The following is a 22,139-nucleotide window of genomic DNA, read 5'->3' as shown; positions in this document are numbered from 1 at the left end:
CTGGTTGCATTTAATCCTGGCTCAGTTGCAGTTAATTCTGGCTCAAAAGTAAATCTAGTTGCAATTAATCCTGGCTCAAAATGATCGTTATTGCTGGTCGAGGACAATCTTATTGCTGGCTGCTACAAATACTTTGTTTTAGCAATCCTCCCCACCTCGGCGATCGCCTTACTCAACGTACTCTGATTCTTCCCACCTTGTAAAGTCCGCATTAACGACGAAGCCGAAACCACTCCCAACTTCAAAGAGCCACTAACTCGTAACAAATCATCCCAATTCTCCTCAATCAAATCAACATTAATCGGATTTCTGGCCAAACCATCCAAAACACCATAATCAGCTTCACCATCAATGCGCCAAAATCTAGCCTCCCCAATATCCGCCAAACGAGGACTAAACTGATACCCCAACAACCAAAACAAACCAAACACCACATCCGAATATCCTGCTGTATCCGTCATAATTTCAGTTGGACGTAAAGAAGTTTGCTGTTCGAGAAGTCCTTCCAAAACAAACAAAGAATCCCGTAACGTCCCTGGAATCACAATACTATGAAACCCAGTAAACTGGTCAGAAGTAAAATTATAGTAAGTAATGCCCCTCCCCGTACCAAAATACTTACTATTCGGAGTCGCATTCAACGTAGAAACCGGAACCCGAAAACGTAAACCATCCGCCGAAGCCACCTCACCACCACCCCAAACCTGTGCTAAACTAATCTCAGCCTGAGCATCCACCAAACAAGCATTAGCCTCAACAATCGTCTCTTGGCGTAAATAATTCTGTTTGACCCAAGATAATCTATCCGCAGTCAAAGCCGGAATATCAGCCCTACTTAAAGGCTCCAAATCAATATTACAAGCTTCCGACAACAGCACCGCACAGATACTAATATCTAAATCTTTAACACGGGAAGTCTCTTCACTCAAATGAGTAAAAGCATTAGCAAACCCCGTTTTCTGCTGTATTTCTAACAACACTTCAGGCAAATCAACACGAGGTAATAAACCCTTAACCATCGACCATAAACTAACCAAACTCGGAGGTGTATCTAACTTTTCCAACCTAGTCAGTACCAACTTCTCCTTACCATCAACCATTTCTAAACGAACCGCACCATTTTGAGAAAAATTAGCCTCAGTTTTCAAATAAACCTCATTCAATTGCTCTCGAAGTTGTGATAACTCAAGATGAAAACTCTTTTTACGGTCTAAAGTCCGACAAACATGAGGAAGTGCCGACTTCCAAGCATCCCCCTGTAATAATTGAACCCTGGGGTCATTCCAGCGCCGACTCGGACTAACAAAAACATCCCGACGGCGTAATCTTATTCTCAACTGTTCCAACACACAAAAAGTATAAGCTTTACGATTAAAAGTACCATTATCTGTAGCAATTAATCGCCACCAAGTTTGACTCGTAATAACACTTTCAGGAACTTCTGGTAAATCCATTTTTCGAGTTCCTTCCAAAGACTTAAGAAAATCCAACCCCCTAGACGGCATCAATGAGACCCTCGATTTAAACGAAACAGCCTTCAATATCGTTGCAGAAACAGGGATAAATGTTACCCCATACAATCCTAACACAGGTCAATTATTACTAACGGGTAGTGCCACCAGTGCTGAGTCTGAAGAAATAATTGCCAACATTTTTTATAATAATACTACTAACTCCAATACTAGCGATCGCCTCATCAACGTAGTCATAAACAATGGACAAAATAACAGCAATACAGCAGTTAGTACCATCAAATTTAATGAGCCTCCAAATATTCCCACCATACTTATTACTCAATCTGAAGGTAGTACCGATATTACCGTAGATAATTTGACTGATAGTTACGAAATAGTACTCGACAGTATTCCTACCGATACTATTGATATTCTCATAACTCCACCTCCTGAGCTAAATCTAGGTGCAGGGTTAGGGGTTCCTATCACCCTTAACTTTAATGCTGACAATGCCTTAATTTCCCAAAATATCCCCGTTTCTACAGGAAATAACAATATTACAGGCAGCTTTAATATTCAGCATAGTGCAAATATGAATGGAATAGAAGAAAATTTGCCATTTACAGTAGACGGAATATCCACAAACATTATTACAGCGAATATTAACCAAATTATCCCTACCACTGGCAGCATCAGTGGTACAATATTCAACGATGCCAACAGCAACCAACTATTTGACACCGGAGAAACTGGCCTCGCCAACGTCACCGTATTTCTAGACCTTAATCAAAATGGTATCTTAGATACAACAGAAACAGCAACCACCACTAATGAATCAGGCAGTTATACATTTGCTAATCTCTCACCAGATAGTTATCCAGTCAGAGCAGTATCTCCAACAAATAATGCCATAATTACAACACCAGAACCAACTGTTGAACTGCTACCAAACCAAACCCTCAATAACATAAATATTGGCTATCGAATTCCCAACCCAGGAACAATTCAATTTAGTGACCCTACATTTACAGTCACCGAAGGAACTCCGACTGCAACAGTTACTGTCACCCGTACAGGTGGCAGCGATGGAATTATTAGTGCCACAGTTAACCTTGTTGAGGGCAGTGCTACACAAAATCAAGATTATAGCAATCCTAACCCCAATAGAATTTTCTTTGCAGATGGAGACACAACATCTCAAAGCATTGCAATTCCAGTTATTGATGATAATTTAGTAGAAGTAACAGAAACAGTCAATTTATTATTAACTGATATTAGTGGAGATGCAATGATTGGTACACCCAACAATGCTGTACTACAATTATTTGATAATGATCCTCCATCAGAAACACCAACTGCCGCTACTCCCCCAGCATCTATACCTGAAAATCCCAGAACTAGATTTTCTCCCAATGCTATAATTTCTGTAGCACCTGATAGTATTACTGGTGAAGAATCAATTGTTTTGTCTTTAGGAGAGGTATTTAATGTTACAGAAACTACAGAATCAGCTACCCTTTCTTTTCAATATGCGTCACAAAATGTAAATAATCAAGTCCGTTTTTTTGATACTAATGGTGTAGAAATAGGTTTTCCAATTACTTTAGAACCAACATTTGAAAATAATGATTTCAGCATATTTGAAACAGTTGCGCCAATTATATTGCCACCAAATACTTCGTCAGTCAGTATTGGTAGTGCCACAGAAATTGAGGATATACAGTTAATAGTTCAGTCTACACCCAGAATAAACACAAGAATTGCTAATTCGCTAAATATTAGTGATTCCTCCCTATTTGAAAATTTTTATCCTTTCACCGAGGTGGAAATTATGGTATAGCTCACAGGGTGACAAGCTAGCTATTTGGAGAGTGAAAAAAATCGGGGGAGATGAGAGTATATGGTAATATGGACAAATGTCTAATTACTCCGAACCTGTTATCTACCAACTCTCTAGTCCTACCACAGAGCTAAAACTTAAAAAATGCTAATTGAATACAACCCTCATTCTAATTTATTTACAACAAATCAACCAACAAATATTCTTCAAGACCTACTAGAAGATAAACGTTCCCCTGCCACAAGACATGGCTACGAAAGAGACTTAAAAGAATTTTTCAACTTTGCAACAGGACAACTCCCCACACCAGAAATAGTCCAACAATTCCTCAACTTAGACGAATTTAGAGCCAAAGAAATAGTCCTAACTTATAGACGTTGGTTATACTCAAAAAACCTCAAATCAGCCACAGTAAATAGAAAACTAGCAGCCATAAAAGCCCTAGTAAAATATGCAAAAAGAGTAGGAAAAAGTCGCTACGACCTAACCGACATAAAAAGCGACAAAGTAGTTCCCTACAGAGACACAACCGGACTACCAGCAACACAAATCAAACAAATACTCCAGTCGCCAAATACTAATAACTTCCAAGGAAAAAGAGACTACGCAATATTAAGACTACTATGGGATAACGCCCTACGCCGGAGTGAAGTAGTAGCCATTAATATAGGAGACTTAAACCTAAGCGATCGCACAATATGGATAAAAGGCAAAGGCAGACAAGACAAAGAACGCATCACCATCAACCAGAGAACAGTCGCAGCATTAAAAGACTATTTACTAATGAGAAAAGGCAGTAAAAACGACCCATTATTTATCAGTATAAGCTCTGCTAATAGGGGAGAAAGACTAGCAGATGACACCATTTACAACCTAGTCAAACACACAAGTGCCGAACTAGGAATAGACAAACCCATGTCACCCCACAAAATCAGACATTCCGCCATCACCCACTGCCTAGACAAATCCGATGGTGATATCAGAAAAGTACAACAATTTTCCCGCCATAAAAACGTGCAAACAGTCCTAGTCTACGACGACAACAGGAGAGACTATCAAGGACAAATGACCGATTTAATGGGCCAAGACTTCTAGTCCAATAACTCGCGACAATAAAGTTTTTCACGAATATCAGACTAGTTTATATTAATGGTATGACTAACAGGATGAAGTTAATGGTGGCAGGCAGATCTCGCCAACTTTACTTCACCCTAAATTAACTTTGCTTTCTGGAAAATTTGCAGAGGAGTTAAACTTAACTCAGGTAATAAATCATTTCCTAAACTATCTTCCCCTTGCTTCGTTTGTGGAGGAGAATCAGGATAAAAAACGGTGATTTTTTTGACTTTTGTATCAATTAACCAAACAAGGGATACCCCTGCTTTTAGATAAGCTTCTGCTTTCTCACTAAGGTTACTAAAAGATTGAGCAGGTGATATAATTTCTATGACTAATTCAGGGGGAATGGGGCAAGCATCATCTTCTAATTCAATCTCCCCTAACTTATTATAAGATATATAGAGTAAGTCTGGAATCGGACACCAATCTTTGTCATTTCGTTTTAAGCGAACAGACCATTCGATACCAACTTCCCCCTTGTCTTGATTCCAATCTTCAAGAATTGAGGATAAAGCAAGTGTGACACGGGAATGAGAACGTTTAGGTGACATTTTTTGAATTAATTCTCCATCGAAATATTCATAGTTTTCACTAGCTAAAGGGGATGACAAAAATTCATCCAGTGTGAGCTTTTTTTCTTGGATAGCAGTCTTGGACATCCTTAGAATTCTCCTAATTAAGTAGAGCATTGACTTAATCAACGAATATGGTTGCAGGCAGTGAGAGGCACTTTGGCAAAACTTTACAACACTGCACTATCTGATACGAACCATAGTATATTTTTTCACGCAACAAATTATAATTTGCGAGAACTTCAAGAGGCTTGCGATCGCGACTTGGGTACTCAGCACTGAACAAATAACTGTCATCTCCCCCGATTTTTTCACTCTCCTATTACCAATAATCACCTGTTTTTACCTTCCTACTAACTTCAGAATTCTGCGTATCTAGGTCTGTATCGAGAACGTCCTCTGTTAACTTCCCCTAAATCTCCCAAAGTCACTACTTCCCAACCTGTCGGACACCAATCACAATTACTCATAACCCAACCCCTGTAAATTCAGCTATTCAAAGTGGTAGTAAAAAGATTAATATAAACATAGATTAATCCTCTGACAAACTGATTAACATTTCTTGTACTGTCTCCTTTAAAGGGGGTAAATATGCAGTCACCGTTGACCAAACCACATCTAAATCTATTCTAAAATACTGATGGGCTAGGATATTTCTCATCCCAATTACATTTTTCCAAGGAATACTAGGATACTGATTTCTAAGATTAATATCAAGATCTCCTGCTGCTTCTCCAATAATAATCAATTGATATAAAACTCCACTTTGTAACAATTTACTCTCGTAAAAACTTACTTTACCATCTTTTATATAAATTTCGATTTGATAGATAGCATCGAGAAGATCTTGTAAACGTATTTTATCCGTTCTCATAACTTAATCGCATTATTAATAATAGACTCTCGATACTGTTCTTTGAGCATTGACTCTGTAAAGACAACCACTTCAAAGCCTAATAATTCCCGTAAACTTTCCAATAATCCGCCTAAATCAAATAAACTTCTATTTTTAGCCAAATCTACTATAAAAACAACCTCTTTATCTTCTATTAAAAAACGAATATTTGAGGCACTATAATCATTAGCAACGTCTAAAATATCTATTTTTTTAGACTCAATAACCTTTAACCGACTACGATTAATAACTGATTTATTTTGCTCACTTAAAGACGCTAGATGATTAGATAAAATTCTTTTTTCATCTAAACTAAGAGAGTCTAATTGTTCGAGAATATTAGTTAAAACAGAATAACTCATTAATGTTACCTCTTTAATTCTAGATAACCATTCCTAGATTATAGCTTAATTGCCGACTGTAACACCCTTTCTCTAATCCGTTCTTTCAATCCCTCCACCGTAACAATATCAACTTTACGACCTAAAATAGACTGTAAATCTTGCATTAAACCCGAAGGAAACCAAGGACTAATTTTGCTTAAATCATAATCAATTAAAAAATCAATATCGCTTTTTTCGTCATCTTCACCCCTGGCAACAGAACCAAAAATCCTGATATTATACGCGCCATGCTTGACTGCACTCTGAAGAATTTCTTCTCGCTTTTCTAATAGTAATTGTTTAAGCTTCATAACTTTTTCCTTTAAACTTATTGCTATACCTCTATAATACGTTATTTTAAATTTTTATTTATTTTTGCTTGGTTAAGCTGCTTCACAGCTTAACTAGATATGCTAATGCCTGTCAAGTTGCGTCCTTATTTTTGTAACTATTATCGGGCTATCAATATATATGTATTTGATGCCTGTGTATTGAGCGCCTAATTCAAAGTTCCAACTTCTCAACTTGCCAAAGAGTCTGATTTCCCGATCGCCCTTTTGCTACAAATTTCCAACCACCAATAACGCAGTAATTTTCTCCTTTCATTTTTCTAGGTTTTCGACCGACTATTTCCTCAATCTCTTTAGTAGTCAAAAGCAAATTTTCTTGTTCACATTCCTTTAATGCTCTATTTTTTTCTAATGGATTTTTCGGAGGATTAAGATTATTAATAATCACCCCCACTAAACTTTCTAAAAGAACTTCAGCATTTGCACCCTGTACTGTGGGCTGTTCAGTCAGAAGCCCCTTTTTAGCCTTTTTTTGTTCTGTACTGTGTACACTGGACTGTACAGTTTTAGCTGATACTACATCGACTTGAGACGGCCTAACAAAAGTGGACATTTTCTTTCCGGCCTTAATATGTTCGTGTAGTTGGTCTAGATGTACCAATTGTTCTGGAGTAGCAAAAGCTTTTTCATTCTCATCTTTAGCCAATTCAAACCCTAAAACTTTTAGACGAGTGTAGAGTGCGGCACGAGAGCTTAAGTCGTACCTTAATAGTAATTCCTGGACATTCATTGTTCTGTTTGCTGTACTGTATTATGTACAGTATATAGTACTGTTGTCACTGTACATAGTACAATATTTTCGTTAAAAATGGCCATAATTAAGTCCTCGTGTTGAGCATAAATTAATATCAAATAATAAAAAAATTCCCAGAACTTTTGAAGCTTCTAGGAATTAATTTATATTTAGTATTTTCTAAATTTATTAACTAATAATAAACCCAAAACTACACCAGTAACCATAATATTATCTATCGTTTTTTGAATAACTTCTATGTCTAATAGCTGAAGCGCTTGTTAATATTATTAATATTTACTATTTTAAAAGTTTTTGAAGCTATATAAAGTCAACGAAGACTGTTCGCGGAACATCGCGAACAGGTGAGGACTCTTGGCCGTCCTCAAACTCCTGCCAGGGTTGTTTTTTAGCTTTAACTTAGTCAAATCTAAAAAACAACCTCAGAAATTTACTTAAAACTTTTTATTGATTACTTTCTAAACTTATTAATTAACAATAAACCCAAAACAACACCACCACAAACCATAATATTGTCTATCGTTTTTCGACTAACTTCTATATCTGGAATCTTCCAAGTTTGACGCTTAATTTCAGTTTTTGCCGTCGGTTTTACTTCAGGCTCCACCACCTCTATTTTAGGCTGATAAACTTCAGCCAATACACAATTTACCCCACCACCATTGAGCAAACAATTATATTCAATGGCATCTATGTTTTTCAGATGTAACTCTGAATTTTGATTGTGGAATCTAAGAATCACCTCATCATCCTTTTTTCCCATAATAATTGTGTAAGATGCAGGGGGTAAAACCGTAGACTTTTCCTCTACTTTCTCCTCCACCTTCTCCACAGACTTATTACTCATTAATGGGTAGATAGCCAGAAGAGCGATCGCCACAACTCCACAACCAATACTAAGAGGCTTTAAAATCTTAATAAACTTCTCTACTTTAGGTAAATTAGATTTAATTAAATTGATAGTCATCTTATTTACTCCTAATTACTTTTTTCCTTTAATTTAAATTTTTACTTCCTCGTACCAGTACCTAGCAGCCTTATATTTATTGTTCCCACCCTTACTCACACCAAACACTAATTCTATAGCCTTCTGTTTGCCACAATTAATATTAATAAGTGAGACTAGCACCCCCCGCACCTCAGTAGATAAATAACCCGCTAGAGGGTCAGCAGCTACCCATCCATCGGGTATGAGTGCTGAGGGTGCTACATCGCTATAACCTTTACTGAATATACCCTCTAACTTTTCAGCATCGGGGTGCGGGGTAGGTGCTGTCTCACTCACCTCCTCACCTTCACCCTCATCACTAGCACCCTCTTTATTTAGGTCAAATCTGCCAGTCTCTGTGTGAATTATATTATTTCCATTATCAGCTTCTTTTGCTTCTGAATTACTGATAGAAAATCTGGCAAAAGGTATAACTTGTTTATCTGATATTATCGGCTTCATAATATTAGCTGGTGGTTTTCCAGTTCTCTCATATTCTGAGTGATGCCCGTGGGTTGGATGAATGGCTAACTTGAAAGACAAAGCACCAGTCACAACGCAAGGATAACCAGTATTAGCTAACTCAATATACCGACTATCTTTAACTTTAACTCCACTTGCTGAAGCTTCATCTAGGGTAGCTTTTCCTGATAATATAATCACCGCTTGGTCTTTACACTTTTTGCTAATCCCAATGGCTTCTACATTGGCATCTTGCATCATGGCAAATACTGTTATTTTGTATTTTCTGGAGTTGAGTAAAATACCTAAACATCTAGCTGCTTCTTCCTGGTCTTTTTTATTCCAATTACGACGACAATCATTAATTTCATCCCAAATTAAAATTAAATCATGCTCTTTTTTGAGTTGATAGTCTTTAAGTTTTTTTCTACGTTCTTTTTCACTAACAAACCATTGGAGACATTTTAAGATTTCATCATAGTCATTTAATGCTCTTTCATATCCCCATTTATCCCATCTATTTACGTTAGAGTCAGGGTCTAAAACTATTACTTCTGCTGGTGATTTTTGAGTGTAAAGAGGTACGAAAAAGCCCGCCACCATTGAAGTTTTACCATACCCGGGACCTGCTCCGACTAGCACTCCATTACCTTCAGAAGGCAGATTGGAGAAGTCATAATAAAAGCTATTTTTTGATGTATTTGGTGATGTTTCAGTTGCTTGTATGTCAACAACAGTAGCTTGTACCTCCTCTTGTACCTCCTGTGGCAACAATGCAGCTAATTCTGATTGTGCGATTAGTTCATATTTGGCTACCTCAGTATTACGGAGGATGACCTTAATCTCATCATCTATAAACCGCTCAGAAGCTTTACTCATGCACTGTTGAGCTAATATCGCACCACCTAATGATGCTGCCATTGCTCCTGTATGTGACTGCTTACCATGAAGTGCTAGGAGCAAACAGCCACCAGCACCTAGTAAATATATCAAAGGATTGTATTTATCCATGTTGGTAAAACTCCTATCAAAATGCCTATTAATATGAAGAAAATTATTACTATATATTCGCCTTCATCTATGTTTAGAAGATTGGCTATTGCTTGTCGGAAACCTTCATCCCACTGGCTCTTGAAAAACCAGACAGCGCATAATATACCGATAATGTAGGGCACTCGTAATTCTGGAATCATTATTACTAATTGGCTGAGAAAAACGGATGAACAAGCTGAGAGAATTGTCAAGGAGCCATACCAAATAATCTTGTTGATATTCATGGTATTTTTATTAAATTAAGTGAGAAAATTGTTGTTGTACTTAAGGGTGTATGTTTAAAATACACCCCCTATTTGGCTTACTTTCTTGATGCAGTAGCAGCTCTTTGACGATGATTTGAATTGCTTCTCAAGTTGGCTACAGAATCTTGATATGATGCTTTAATTTCAGCTAATCTTTGATTTCTTCTAGCTTTGGATAATTCGTAGTCAGCATCAAGTTTATCCATGCTAGAGAACATATTGCTATAACTATCAAATTGTCTTTTGTTGCCTTGTGCTGTGGTAGTTTTAGCTGCTGCGAAGTTCTTGATGATTTCAGCATTAGCTTTGCTAACCTTGGCTAAATCACGTCTAATTTGCTTGCTCATAGCTGCTTTTTTGCCTCTTGATGATGCTGCATTTTTGGCTTTGGCAGCTAGCTCTGGTGTGGGGATGCAGCCGTTTTGTTCCCATTCTAAGACCATCTGAGAATCGTCATCGATGAAGCAGTGCGAATAACCATAATTGTTGGGTGTTATCATAGTTTTTGGCTGCTTAGGTTGTCGGTAATTAAACATTTTTAATTTCTCCTATCGTTTATTGTTTGGCTGAATTTGTTGATTGTCACTAACATTGGGTGTTTTAAGTGGTTCACATAGGTTGTCACTAATTTTCGGTGGTTTCAAGTGGTTCACATAGGTTGTCGCTAATTTTCGGTGGTTTCATTGTTAGTCGTAACGTTGCTTTTGCGATTGCTTTAATCGGATTCATTTTAAGACCTCTCAATTTGTTGAATATTTCTGCTATTTTCTATGAATTGTAAAGTGCCAATGCTAGTTGCCATCATCAGACCTCCACAGAGGAGACCGACGATAAAAACCAACTCCAACTGCCATTCTGCGTACTTTTTCTCATTCGTTTCTAGTTGTTTTTGGTGATATTTTTTCAGAAAATCTATGTCCTCTTGAGTTACTTCTTTTTGTCGTGGTTTAAACATGGTTAATTCCTATTATTTTCCCTGGTTATATTGTTTCTTGATTTGCTTGGTTTCCTCCCATTATTTTCATAGTCAGCAATCTTATAAAAAAGGATAACTGTTAATCAGATTACTGAGAGTAAACGTCTCACTTAATTTTCCAATTTATTAAGTATTTCAAAGGCATCTGAGTCCTTCGATATTTCCTGCATAAAAGTGGTTCATATCCTTGAGATGCCACAGCTAGTTGAGCTTGTTTGGGAGTGATATTGCTGAAATTAAACCACTTATCAATTCCATCTTTTCGTACTCCTAAAACTTTAATTATCTGCATGATTTACTCCTTGATTTAATGCCTGTTCTAGTAGTTGAGATTTGATTTTAATTCTTGTTTGATAGAGAGAATAAAGAATGGCTTCTAGAATGGCTATCGCCTCTTTGTTTTGTTGATATAATTCTTGCCAATCAAATTCATTAGACATAAATTACTCCTAATTATTCAGCAAAATTAGAACTACTTAAATCAATCTCAAACTCATCATCATCTGTCTGAGTTGATGACTGATTTTCATTAACTACTGACGGCAATATTGTTGGTTGTTGCTTAATAATTTTGTAGTCATCAAGTAAGTAATTAACCACAGTTGAAAGATTGTTTGTTTCTAGTTGCGCTGCAATTCTCTTAAGGAAGGGAAGTTGGTCTGGCCTGACTGCTACCCGACGGTGTGACCAATCTGTCATTAGTTTTTACCTCCATTTCTGCTTTTAGCTATTGCTAATAAACCAAGAGCATTTATAGTTTGATTGTTCTCCAAAACTTCAAACTTTTTTTTGGTGAAGAACTTGGCTATTCCTGGTAGACTTGCTCCTCCTCCTGCTAAAAATAAATGATTTGCTTTTGGTAGTCGAGGGCGCATTACATCCAGTGCTTGTTTGAGGTTAGAGGTTGCCCAGGTATTTAATGCTTGCTGATATTGGTCTCTGAAATCAAAGTCTCCATCTTCTGTGCGGTAAGAATAAGTTTTGTTTTCAATAGCACTTCTGATTACTTGAGTGTCGCCTTCTACACCACTTAAAGCTTTTCTTAGTGCTGGTGCTTGAGCAATATATCCTAATAAATCTCTTACTCCCCACCGGAACACTTTTCTATCTAGAATTTTGCCTTGGATAAATGCGGTATAGATGCTCGTGCCAAAACCTAAATCTAATAAGAGAACTAGGGAGTCTAAACTAACTTTTTTGGTCTTCAAAAGGTAATAGTAAACTCCCATTCCTTCTGGTGATATGGCAGTATTTTTAATTTCAATGGTTAGTCCTTGAGCGTCATAAACCACCCGATGAGTACCTTCTATTTGTTGTTTGATTTGGTCTCCAAAGGTACTGCTGTCGTGGATTGAAATTACTGGGATGATTAAGCGATCGCTTTGAGGTAGTAGTCCGACTGCTCCTAATAATAATTCCAGTGCATAATCAGCTTTTGCTTGTGGGTGTTTGGCTATGGAGATGTGATTGAGTGGAGCTGCATTATAGGCTATGTCACCAACTAAGATTCGTTTGCCAACCAGGTCTGAACGGGAACCGCCTGCATATAACACACTGACTCCATTTTGGGCAACTACTCCACCATCAAAATATTCTGAGGGGGTGGCAATTATTGATGGTAAAATTGCTCTTTCTCCTTTGTCTGTTATGGCTTTGATGAATCCGTTGCCACTGTCTAATCCTAAAAGTGTCTGCATTGTTCCACCTGTGTCTGGTTGTGGTTGTTTTGTGATTCCATAGGTTGCTATCATGTTGATTTATCGTCCTTGTTTGTCCTTAATGTGTGACGCTTGTTCATATTGATATGATTGCAGACAGTTTTAATTCTTGTCACTATACTGTGTATACTTTTTAATATCAATCAAAAAAAATGCCCTTTCTTGTTGATAAAGAAAGGGACATTGGTTAATGTTTGGCTTAGTTTTGTTGCAGTTGCAGTGACACTAGATAGCATAATTTTTTGATGGCTGTTTGGGGTACTCGCGTTCCATATTTCCATGATTTGATGGCGGGTAGCGATACTCCTATTAATTCTGCTAGGTGTTCGTCGGATAGATTGTAGGGTGGGAATAGTAGTAGTTTGGGGTGTAATTCTGGTATTTTCATTATTTATTGCCTTTATTGGTTGTTAATCATTTTGAGCAGTAGGGCGATCGCTTCAGTTAAGCTTTCTGTACTGATATCATGCTCTTTTGGTATGGGTTGAAAGGAGATGATATATTGTTCGCCTCGTTGTGTCATGTAAGCGTATTTTTTCTTGGTTCGTTGAACTTCTGCTTTGTTGAATCCGTCTGAGTAAGCTTTATATCCCAAAGGTAGATGGGAACCTATGCGCTGTGCTAAGTTGAATCGTCTTGGTTTACGGTTGTTGGTTTTGATGTCGTGCCATAAGGCGTCAAACCAGGGTTTAAGTTCACCGTTCAAGTAGTCTGGCCAGTCACTACAACAGGGACGATTTTTATATATCAACTCTATGTGTTCGCATTCTTTTGTCTGGTTATAGGAAAACCAGCAGGTGATATTGTTGTCGCTGATTGTGCCTATGTGGTCTCCTGTCCAAGTAATGTTATAGTGCAGGTCTGGTCTGATTTTTGGATGTTTGATTGACTTCGGTTTTATGAGTTTATAGTTGATGTCCGATGCTGCCATGAAGGTTTCTAAGTTGAGGTCGTATTTTTCCAACTCATTAATTAAGCTAGGGGTGATATCCAAGTAGGAGCCATAGTGGTATGCTGTACCAATTTCAGTCCCGTAATGCCAAACCTTGAAAATCATCTCATCATGCTCTACTTGAAAGCCTTCTAGCTTCTCTATTTCAGCTTTGATTGCATCCATCCAACTAGGGTCATCATCGTCTATATTGCAAGCTAAGTCCAGTTGCTCTGTTGTAACGTTGTACTGATAGTAGTCATCATCTGAATCATCCCCTGTAGTAGGAGAGGACAGTACCTCTCCAGATGATGCTATGCTTTTTTTTGTTTCAGTGATTCCAGTACAGCCTCACCCGCATCATAGGCTTTTGATACTTGCTCTTGCGTGAATCCATGAAAGGTTAGGTTTTTGTTACCAACTTCATAAATGTCGCTTCCATCGTCCTCAAAACAAGCTACCTCGCTGTCACCATGTTTGATTGTCAGGAATGTCGAGCGAAGGGTAGTTTCATAAGCAAATGTTAATGAGTTTTGGGGGTGGAATCTTTTCAGCTCACTAGCAATTACTTCGAGTGCAGGAGTAGGGGTAGGAGGTAGCTCTTTAGGTTCAGGAGTTTGAAGATTTAATTCTATTTGCACTCCTACGTTTGGCTTTAAGAGCTGTGAATCTGGCTTGCTTCCAGTCTCTGAACCACTGTTGAGCTTTGGGGATGGTGCAACTCCTGCCAATGTATTGGCTGCGACTGTCTCTGCTGTTGGTTCATCATCATCTTGTGTTTGTGACTTAGTGAGGAAGTGCTGTAGCTGTTCGAGTTCGCCTGAGAATAAAGGTTTTTGGTCTTTTGCAGTGTAGGGCCTCAGTGCAGATTTTCTAACTACTATGGGCTTTAGTTCCCCCATAATCAAGATTGAGCGCTCACTATCTTTGAGAGGTTCACCATAGAGGTAGTGTCCGATGAGTTGTGCTTTGTGCTTGTTTTTCTCCCCATCAGTGTACTGAAATAGGTAGCCTGTAGTTGCGGGTGCTTTGGTAGGGTTGGGAGATAAGTTGATTGATTTGATGTGGTTGCGTTCTAAAATGTCTAGGTTTTCCCATAGCTCAGTTGCTTTTTGTGTTCCGATTTCTACTTTGAATGCTTCTAGTTGTTGCTGGCATTTGCACGTTAGCATTCTGTCTTTGAGTGAGGTAGTGGGTTCTGGTTTTTCTGGTATTGGCCAGTCTTCCTCCTCTTCTGTTTCACCAGCTTCTACTATTTCTGTGTTGGTGATTTCTGGGGGTTGAGATGTTGATGAGATTTGAGGAAGCTCAATAACCAAAGCTTCTGGTGTTGGAACTGTGGCTGTTGCGATCGCCTTACCTTCTATCTCTGCAATGGTAGATTCAAGGTTGTGGATGATGTAACCGAGGAAACGGCTATAGTAGAACCTGAATTCTCCTACGGAGTTGGTGATGGGTTTGGTCATAGATTCAGATAAACCGAGGTAGGCTTTAGTGAGGACTTTTTCTTGGCTTAAAGAGTCTACTAGATTGGTAACGGGATTGAGGAAAAATAACATTTTTAGTCTCCTAGTGTTTGTGTTTTTATGTTGTGAAGTGGAACGGGAGCTTAAGAATTCAGTTTGTGTAAGCGCTTATCTGCTTTTCTCTGTACAACTGCTGCTAGTTTTTTGATACAGGTCTGAGGTTGACGGCGGTTATAGCGCCATGATGCAACGCTGTGAATTGAGCATCCGAGGGCTGCTGCTAGTTCCGATTCTTTGAAGTTGTACGGTTCTTTTAGTAGTATTATTGGGTCTATTTCTGGGATTGGTTTGAGTAATGATTTCATAGTAATGTTTGAGTGCAATTGCCCCTAGCTGTTGAAACTAGGGACTTTTAGGTTAGGTTAGGGCACAGATAATTTCAATTGCAGCTAGCCAGGATAGGGAGGCGAAGATGCTGAAAAGTAATAGGTTAAGCATCTTTCAATGCCTCTCTAGCTATGCTTTATGCTTTCTGCATTTGTTCAGGGGTAAGAGTGCCATCATCAGATAATCCTGGTTCATCTGCATTCGATAAAATGCGCCATCCTGCGTCTTCTTTGGCTCTTGGATGCTGTGCTGATTGCATTCTAATCGCTTGCTTCTTGATATAGTTGGGGTCTGACATTACTTACACTCCTTATTGGGAAATTTGGTACAACAATTCCATAAGGCTAAGTAAGCCTTGCTTTAAGGTGTTTATTGATTGTTGTTATTTGAGTAAGTTGAGAAATTGCTGCACCGACTCTATTTGATGTGCTTGCGTAAACTCAACATCAAAGTCATCTATTTCACCATCTGGTGATTGCATGAAATCATATTGAAATAGTGTGGCTGACTGCGATTCCAGGATTAAGTCGAAGTTTGAGCGTTCGGTGTCAAAGGTGTAGATGATTGCATCCGGTAACTTTTCTACTTCTACGTCAAACCCAAAATCTGGATGTTGCAGAAGTTCCTGGAGCTGTTCTAACAGACCTGGTGATGTTGCTATTTGTTGTTGTGTCATTGTTTTACCCTAATAAACAACATACAAACTGGGGAATGTTTACGATTTCTACTTCGTAGGGTTCACCTAATCTGTTATCGCTCAAATATTGTTGTCGCATTAACTCAACTTTTCCAGAGTCATGCAACATTATTTGGTAATGATAATTTCTGCTGTCTACGAGAATATATTCAACCTGGTCTAGTGGTTGATAGTCCTTGATGATGTTGTAGATGTTTTCATCAAGTCCTTCTATTAAAAATTTAATGTCTTTGACCAATAAGTCATCATATTGACGACTTGGCCGTTCTAAAGCTAATGTCATTGTTATGTCCTTAGTTATTGCGTGTAACTTTGGGGCTAGGGGTGTTGCCGGAGTTCCAGTCCTGCTTCATCCCGACCATTTTCTAGATTCCAATAAGTCAATTCTCACGACTTAACCGCTTCACTATTGCTTTTTTTGGAATCTGATACTAATATAAATAGTACCAGTTTATTTATCAACCTTAATTAGCTATTTTTACTCTAAAAATAATTTAGTATGTCTGCTAATTTTTCTATAACAGTACCAGACCATGTTCACGAGGTAGTAATGTTGATGGCAAAAGAGAAGGGACTATCTCAGTCATCTGCTTGTGTTTTTTTGATGGAGAAGGGGATATCCTCAGCCCTTGAAGAGACTAATAAATTAGAAGTGGTGAAAAAATTAATCGCTGCTAGGGAACAGAAAGAAAAGGAAAAATCAGAGTAACCTTATACGTCGCAAAGCTTTCAGTTTATCTTACTTCTTAGCTGCACAAAATGGCCTTAGTTTTGAAGAAGCATTCATTAGACTTGCCACCGACCAATCTCTTGAAGGTGATTAATGCTTACCTTTATTCACATTATCTGAAGCAACCTTAGTTAAATATTTGTTACTCTAGCAAAAATGTAGTGAAGTATCCACTAATCAAGAATTTCGTAGTAACTTATTAGAATAAATACACAAAGAAAACCGCGTCACAGCCTGAGAAACTTTTCGCGATTTTCTTTGGAGTAGGCTCGAATGAGTTTTACTCATGTATTAAACCTGGAGCCAAAGCAACAGGTCTATTTAGCTTCCAAGGCTAGACAACGATTTAGACCGTTTGAGTCAGATAACCTTGAAAAATTAACTTCCGTTAAATTCTAGCAACTATATATAGATATAGTCAACTGAATTTGTACCAATATGTTACCGCAACTACACTTCTATGTACCGCGTTGACACTTCTATGTACAAAAATGAAACTTTTTAGAATTTAAAGGCAATACATATCTAGCTTGAAACTCATCCGGCCTACATCACAACATCAGTAGACCGCCATGAACATAAATCAAACACATTTGGCCGAATGGGTCATAAAGTCCGCAGTCCTCCAAGAAATCGTAAATCTCAACGTCCACAGCATCAACAAAGTAGAAGGATACAGCCCATCCTCCCTACTCTTTGACCTGCTTCATCCCAACCCCAAACGCATCAACTCAGGAAGGCTAGACGCTTCTGGAGTTAGGCAATTTGACAACTGCCTAGAAACCTCTGGCTGGTGGGTCTCTGGCATCGACCCCTTCACCTGGGAAGTCATGGAATGGGGCCGATTCAAACCAGACCCCGACACTCCACTGTCAAAGGCATATTTCAACCACAAATCAGGGAAAGAAGAAAAAGCGCCCAAGTATCGATCGCCCGCTGGAATAGCAAGTAGGCTAGTCCTGCTCCAAATCTTCGATCAGCTCTGGGAGAAAATAAGCCAGCGGTACGGCATCCCCATCTCAGCAGAGGAAAAACAGCACCTCGGTGGATTTTGGCACTGGGTCCTACAACATCCAGAAATTCCAATCATCCTCGTTGAGGGAGAGAAAAAGGCCGGGTGCTTATTGTCCCTCGGATATGTGGCCATACCCTTACCCGGTATCTGGATGGCCAGAAGGTACGATGACTTCACAAAAATTAACGAAAGCCTTATCCCAGATTTGGCCCTGTTTGCTCAAGAAAAAAGGCCAGTAAAGATAATTTTCGACCATGACGTCAAGCTCAAAACAAAAATTAACGTCTATAAAGCCACCGTCGCCACGGCCAAATTATTGGCCAAATCAGGGTGTAAAGTCCGAGTCGGAATGCTACCATCAATGGCCAATGGCAAGAATGCCATTGATGATTATGTTGTAGCCGGGGGAGATATTGGCCAGATTATCTCTAGTGCGATCGCCTGGGAAAGCTACAGAGATCAACATCATCCCAACGGTGGAAAAGTAATCTCCAAACAGGAATGGTGGGAAAAAATTGGCTTGGTTAGGGGATCTAGTAAATTAGCCAAGTTTGTTGGTGGAAAAATCCAAAAACTCTCTCCCACAGTCAAACCTGAAGTCGAAGCAGGCATAGCCATTTTGATGTCTGCAACAGATATCAAAAAGCAGAATGCTAGCAGTAGTGCCATTACCTTATGGAAGCCACCACTCAAACTAGGTCGCCCTTACATTGAATACACTGGACCTGGAAGCATCCCCACCTACTCCGAATATAAAAAGTTATTGGAGTCCGAAAATTGGTTAATCAAAGAACCTGAAATCAGATTTGATTTGAGAGTATGGGGAGATGCTCCAATGCGAGAAGCGTACGCCAAAGGATGGACTCTGATATTAGATAAACATGATTGTGGGGAAGGTAAATCTCATGTTTACGGCTCTCTGAAAGCAAATAAACTAGAAGGAATAGAACGAACAGTCTTTGCAGCCACAAACCACCGTAACCCCACAGTTGAGAGTGTTGAACATCGTAAAGACCTAATAGCAAAACACAGCGGATTAACTTACGATTACAGCAAGAAAACCCCACTAGACAACCCCCATCAAGTACCTACACCTTCAGGAACACTACCAGATGTAAAACCGCCCTGTGTAGAACATAAACTATTCAAAACAGCTTATGAACTTCAATTAAATGCTTTCTCTGGAAAAGGAAGCAAAATCTGTCAGACTTGCCCCAAGTTTAAGAATGGCTGTGAGTATTTAGAAGAAAGACAAAATACTCTAGGCACAGAAAAAATCAAAGATGAAAACGGTAATGTTATAGGAGAAATTCCTAACCATCCTGATATTAGAGCTGACCTAAACGGACTCAACAAATTTGATGTACCTACAGCTTTAATAGTTGACGAAATTGACCAAACATTAGAACCATCCAAACCTATACGCATAACTCAAGATGCCATCGCCAGAGGAAACATGAAACTGGCATCCTTAGAAAATCAGAAATTAGCTAAAGTTCTACAAGAAATATGTCAGAAAATTTATGCTCTTATAGATAACTATGAACCTGCCAATAAACATGGGTCTGACCATTTCCAAGTAATGGAAAAACTCGCCGAGTTTAGCATTCCTAAAAATGAATGGTTATCATCAGAAAAAAAATACCTGCAATATTTAACTTATATTGCTAAGGATAAATTCAATGCCATAATTGAGGAAATATACAGCTCAGAACTCGTAAATCCTCAAATCAACTTATGGGGAGAATCCGAATATATATATAAAGTAAACCACGACCCCATCACCAGAGAAATAACAACAGTAGAAGAAAAACCAACAGGAGAAATATTACCCACCATACCTTCTCTTGACAACTTAATAGCAGAATGCCAAAAACTGCTGAAAACTAATTTTGATGAAATTATAGATTCAGGAATGACTCCTGGTGAAAAAACAGAAGCATTAGAACTAAACCATACCTTAGACTTTTTATCCCCTATTCTCAAAGTTATCAATGGATATAGAAAAGTCAGTCTAAGCTTGAACAAAAACTGTCTAACAATAACAAAACCTTGGTACAGACACCAAGACATTATTAAGTCAGCAGCAGTCGTGACATTCCTAGATACAACCCAAGACGTTGCAGATTTAAGGCGTAATCTCAACCTGGACAAAGACGAACCCATATTAGTCTTTTCTAGCCCTGAAAAAGACCACAGCAACTTAACCCTTAAATTTATAACTGACTTTGGTCATGCTAGTAATCAACGTCGCAACGGGTCTCAATACACTGAAACCGAACGAATAACAGCATTTATTAATCAAATAGCCGAAAATCACAAAGGTGAAAAAATCGGCTTGATAGACTATAAAGCTCATGCCTACTCCCACAAATTACCAGACAACATTGTAAAAGTCGGCCACTGGGGAAATGATAGTCGAGGGTCCAATCAATTTTTAGACTGCACTGCCATGATAGCCATCGGTGACTACACCGAAAATCTTGGTGCCCTAGCTGCTAAGTGGCAGTGCACGACTGGTCAAATTGTCACCCCGAGCAAATTAACAGGAGATTACGGTCGTCATGTCAAACGCCGTCGGATAGCTGATTTGGAGCAGGTAATAGGTCGCCTCCGTGTCACTAACCGACCTGATGAACAATTAACTATTTATTTGCCTGGTAAGTGGAAAGAGGACGAAACGAGAGCGATCGCCTCCAAATTGCCTGGTGTAGATATTGAAAAAGTGGCCACTTATGACCTCTGTCAAAAGGCAGCTAGAAAAGGTCAGCAGAGTCAGCGGAAAATTATTGAGACTTTTTGGGACTTAATCACCTCTGAGCAAGATATAACTCAGGAACAGATAGCTAAGATTGTCGGGCTAAGTCGAGGGAGGGTAGCTCAAATCTGTAAAGACCTATTACCCACGAGTTTTGTGCGATTCAAGAAAATGTTAGTAATGCTTTGGAATAACTTAAGCAAAACTAACATTCCTGAAAAAGCCTTGTCAGAGTTGCCGGAGGATGTGGGATGGTTTGTTGAAAAATGGCTTCCGAACTTCCATGAATATGTCCAACAGGGCGAAACTCTGGAGGAGGTAGCCCAAAACATTGAGTTAGCGATCGAGTTTCATGGTAAGCAGATACTTGATTATGTATCAGTAGATACCATTATCGACCTAATTAAATTATTTATGGCCCCGATGCCGATTAGTTTTTGGGAGGAGTTGCGATCGCAGCGAGAACCGATTCCAATTTAAAGCTCCCAAATTGACTAAATTTACTCAAGCCACTGATGGTGGCTAGCTTCGCTATGACCAAAGTGGTAATTTATCTCCAGGCAGCTCGTTTAATCTATCTATGAATTTGCCAGCATCGGTATGCAGAAGTCAGCTCCAAAAGTTGGCGAAGCGACTGGTCTGTTTGCTAGCCGGAACTTCACTCAAATCTTCCAACTTAAAAACCCTGCTAAACTCAATCAAATCATCAAACTGACCAGAGGAAGCAAAACAGACAGGCACATCATCAGTCTCACCCCTTGAAAAATCATATTTAATTCTATCCTCAAGTATCGGAAAATCAATAACCACAGAATCCTTCACCGCCTCCAGATAAGGAGACTGCCCCAACAAATTCCAAGCACTTCTTCTAATCACCAGAACATTCCTCATAAAATCAGAATATCTATCCACAGAATTAACAAAAGCATCCAAACTATCCCCATCTCCATAAGAGACAAACCACCTAACAACCTTAACCTTCTTCACACCAGCGCAACCTAAAAGAGTAGACACATCCAGACGACAATTACCGCCCCAACCAGGAGGAGCATCCGTTGAAGAACTATCAACAACCACAACACGCCCAAGAGCCGCCTCAACAATTAACTCATAACCAGACTTACGATGACGTGTTGTACCAAAAACATCAAAAGTCAAATCCTCATAATTGTCCCTATAAGTATTATATGTATCCCGACCGCAATAAGCAGAATCTAGCTGTAGCGGCCAGCAATAAGAAAGCCCCGGACCAGCAATAACGAACTTTTTGAGCCAGGATTAATTGCAACTAGATTAACGTTTGAGCCAAGATTAACTGCAACTGAGCCAGAATTAATTGCAACTAG

27 protein-coding genes are annotated in these 22,139 nt (G+C 38.8%); 4 read left to right on the top strand and 23 right to left on the bottom strand.

Going from position 1 to position 22,139, the window contains the following annotated elements; translation table 11 throughout:
* Positions 1 to 122 precede the first annotated feature (122 nt).
* Both F6K23_RS36910 and F6K23_RS36905 read right to left on the bottom strand, forming a co-directional pair.
* Complete coding sequence (locus tag F6K23_RS36910; RefSeq protein WP_293165639.1) at positions 123 to 1,589, bottom strand: Tn3 family transposase; 1,467 nt, start codon at positions 1,587 to 1,589, stop codon at positions 123 to 125.
* A 13-nt stretch (positions 1,590 to 1,602) separates the two neighbouring features.
* Positions 1,603 to 1,797 (bottom strand): hypothetical protein, encoded by a 195-nt coding sequence (locus F6K23_RS36905; protein WP_293165637.1) that lies wholly within the window; start codon positions 1,795 to 1,797, stop codon positions 1,603 to 1,605.
* A gap of 33 nt (positions 1,798 to 1,830) precedes the next feature.
* Here F6K23_RS36905 and F6K23_RS36900 point away from each other — a divergent pair, with 33 nt between their 5' ends.
* On the top strand, positions 1,831 to 3,294 hold the full coding sequence (locus F6K23_RS36900; RefSeq protein WP_293165635.1) for a Calx-beta domain-containing protein: 1,464 nt from the start codon (positions 1,831 to 1,833) through the stop codon (positions 3,292 to 3,294).
* A gap of 144 nt (positions 3,295 to 3,438) precedes the next feature.
* Positions 3,439 to 4,389 (top strand): tyrosine-type recombinase/integrase, encoded by a 951-nt coding sequence (locus F6K23_RS36895; protein WP_293165633.1) that lies wholly within the window; start codon positions 3,439 to 3,441, stop codon positions 4,387 to 4,389.
* 116 nt (positions 4,390 to 4,505) lie between these two features.
* On the opposite strand, the gene F6K23_RS36890 is transcribed toward F6K23_RS36895, so the two are convergent.
* The 20 genes from F6K23_RS36890 to F6K23_RS36795 form a co-directional block, all read right to left on the bottom strand.
* Positions 4,506 to 5,072 (bottom strand): Uma2 family endonuclease, encoded by a 567-nt coding sequence (locus F6K23_RS36890; protein ID WP_293165631.1) that lies wholly within the window; start codon positions 5,070 to 5,072, stop codon positions 4,506 to 4,508.
* Between the two features lie 445 nt (positions 5,073 to 5,517).
* A complete protein-coding gene (locus tag F6K23_RS36885) occupies positions 5,518 to 5,859 on the bottom strand; it encodes a DUF86 domain-containing protein (protein WP_293165629.1) in 342 nt (113 codons plus the stop codon).
* Positions 5,856 to 6,242, bottom strand: coding sequence for a hypothetical protein (locus F6K23_RS36880; protein WP_293165627.1), 387 nt, complete (start codon positions 6,240 to 6,242; stop codon positions 5,856 to 5,858). Before F6K23_RS36880 ends, F6K23_RS36885 begins: the two co-directional genes overlap by 4 nt.
* 38 nt (positions 6,243 to 6,280) lie before the next feature.
* Entirely contained in the window at positions 6,281 to 6,574 is a 294-nt protein-coding gene (locus F6K23_RS36875) for a nucleotidyltransferase family protein (RefSeq protein ID WP_293165625.1), read from the bottom strand.
* 193 nt (positions 6,575 to 6,767) lie between these two features.
* On the bottom strand, positions 6,768 to 7,343 hold the full coding sequence (locus F6K23_RS36870; protein WP_293165623.1) for a hypothetical protein: 576 nt from the start codon (positions 7,341 to 7,343) through the stop codon (positions 6,768 to 6,770).
* Positions 7,344 to 7,818: 475 nt separating this feature from the next.
* Positions 7,819 to 8,334 (bottom strand): hypothetical protein, encoded by a 516-nt coding sequence (locus F6K23_RS36865; RefSeq protein WP_293165621.1) that lies wholly within the window; start codon positions 8,332 to 8,334, stop codon positions 7,819 to 7,821.
* Positions 8,335 to 8,367: 33 nt separating this feature from the next.
* The gene (locus F6K23_RS36860) at positions 8,368 to 9,828 is read right to left on the bottom strand and encodes a hypothetical protein (RefSeq protein ID WP_293165619.1); all 1,461 of its coding nucleotides are present in this window, start codon (positions 9,826 to 9,828) and stop codon (positions 8,368 to 8,370) included.
* A gap of 343 nt (positions 9,829 to 10,171) precedes the next feature.
* On the bottom strand, positions 10,172 to 10,651 hold the full coding sequence (locus F6K23_RS36855) for a hypothetical protein (protein ID WP_293165617.1): 480 nt from the start codon (positions 10,649 to 10,651) through the stop codon (positions 10,172 to 10,174).
* Between the two features lie 194 nt (positions 10,652 to 10,845).
* Positions 10,846 to 11,070, bottom strand: coding sequence for a hypothetical protein (locus F6K23_RS36850; protein WP_293165615.1), 225 nt, complete (start codon positions 11,068 to 11,070; stop codon positions 10,846 to 10,848).
* Between the two features lie 127 nt (positions 11,071 to 11,197).
* Positions 11,198 to 11,383, bottom strand: coding sequence for a hypothetical protein (locus F6K23_RS36845; protein WP_293165613.1), 186 nt, complete (start codon positions 11,381 to 11,383; stop codon positions 11,198 to 11,200).
* Complete coding sequence (locus F6K23_RS36840; protein ID WP_293165611.1) at positions 11,370 to 11,531, bottom strand: hypothetical protein; 162 nt, start codon at positions 11,529 to 11,531, stop codon at positions 11,370 to 11,372. Before F6K23_RS36840 ends, F6K23_RS36845 begins: the two co-directional genes overlap by 14 nt.
* A gap of 13 nt (positions 11,532 to 11,544) precedes the next feature.
* The gene (locus F6K23_RS36835) at positions 11,545 to 11,790 is read right to left on the bottom strand and encodes a hypothetical protein (RefSeq protein WP_293165609.1); all 246 of its coding nucleotides are present in this window, start codon (positions 11,788 to 11,790) and stop codon (positions 11,545 to 11,547) included.
* Positions 11,790 to 12,842, bottom strand: coding sequence for a ParM/StbA family protein (locus F6K23_RS36830; RefSeq protein WP_293165607.1), 1,053 nt, complete (start codon positions 12,840 to 12,842; stop codon positions 11,790 to 11,792). Before F6K23_RS36830 ends, F6K23_RS36835 begins: the two co-directional genes overlap by 1 nt.
* A gap of 166 nt (positions 12,843 to 13,008) precedes the next feature.
* On the bottom strand, positions 13,009 to 13,197 hold the full coding sequence (locus F6K23_RS36825) for a hypothetical protein (RefSeq protein ID WP_293165605.1): 189 nt from the start codon (positions 13,195 to 13,197) through the stop codon (positions 13,009 to 13,011).
* A 12-nt stretch (positions 13,198 to 13,209) separates the two neighbouring features.
* A complete protein-coding gene (locus tag F6K23_RS36820; protein WP_293165603.1) occupies positions 13,210 to 13,926 on the bottom strand; it encodes a hypothetical protein in 717 nt (238 codons plus the stop codon).
* Between the two features lie 128 nt (positions 13,927 to 14,054).
* Positions 14,055 to 15,299, bottom strand: a complete 1,245-nt coding sequence (locus tag F6K23_RS36815) for a hypothetical protein (RefSeq protein ID WP_293165601.1) — start codon at positions 15,297 to 15,299, stop codon at positions 14,055 to 14,057.
* Positions 15,300 to 15,349: 50 nt separating this feature from the next.
* Positions 15,350 to 15,571, bottom strand: coding sequence for a hypothetical protein (locus F6K23_RS36810; RefSeq protein ID WP_293165599.1), 222 nt, complete (start codon positions 15,569 to 15,571; stop codon positions 15,350 to 15,352).
* A 158-nt stretch (positions 15,572 to 15,729) separates the two neighbouring features.
* A complete protein-coding gene (locus tag F6K23_RS36805) occupies positions 15,730 to 15,891 on the bottom strand; it encodes a hypothetical protein (protein ID WP_293165597.1) in 162 nt (53 codons plus the stop codon).
* A gap of 84 nt (positions 15,892 to 15,975) precedes the next feature.
* Entirely contained in the window at positions 15,976 to 16,269 is a 294-nt protein-coding gene (locus F6K23_RS36800) for a hypothetical protein (RefSeq protein ID WP_293165595.1), read from the bottom strand.
* A 4-nt stretch (positions 16,270 to 16,273) separates the two neighbouring features.
* Positions 16,274 to 16,573, bottom strand: coding sequence for a hypothetical protein (locus F6K23_RS36795; RefSeq protein WP_293165593.1), 300 nt, complete (start codon positions 16,571 to 16,573; stop codon positions 16,274 to 16,276).
* A gap of 216 nt (positions 16,574 to 16,789) precedes the next feature.
* On the opposite strand from F6K23_RS36795, the gene F6K23_RS36790 reads away from it, so the two are divergent.
* Both F6K23_RS36790 and F6K23_RS36785 read left to right on the top strand, forming a co-directional pair.
* Positions 16,790 to 16,999: a hypothetical protein gene (locus F6K23_RS36790; protein WP_293165591.1), complete on the top strand. Its 210-nt coding sequence runs from the start codon at positions 16,790 to 16,792 to the stop codon at positions 16,997 to 16,999.
* Positions 17,000 to 17,592: 593 nt separating this feature from the next.
* Complete coding sequence (locus F6K23_RS36785) at positions 17,593 to 21,273, top strand: DUF3854 domain-containing protein (protein ID WP_293165589.1); 3,681 nt, start codon at positions 17,593 to 17,595, stop codon at positions 21,271 to 21,273.
* A gap of 129 nt (positions 21,274 to 21,402) precedes the next feature.
* Here the strand turns inward: F6K23_RS36785 and F6K23_RS36780 are convergent, their stop codons facing one another.
* The gene (locus tag F6K23_RS36780) at positions 21,403 to 21,951 is read right to left on the bottom strand and encodes a hypothetical protein (protein ID WP_293165587.1); all 549 of its coding nucleotides are present in this window, start codon (positions 21,949 to 21,951) and stop codon (positions 21,403 to 21,405) included.
* Positions 21,952 to 22,139: the final 188 nt, after the last annotated feature.

This window comes from Okeania sp. SIO2C9, from assembly GCF_010672455.1.
GTDB lineage: Bacteria > Cyanobacteriota > Cyanobacteriia > Cyanobacteriales > Microcoleaceae > Okeania.
The sequence above is the reverse complement of the archived record's forward strand: the minus strand, read 5'-3'. Positions and strand labels throughout refer to the sequence as shown.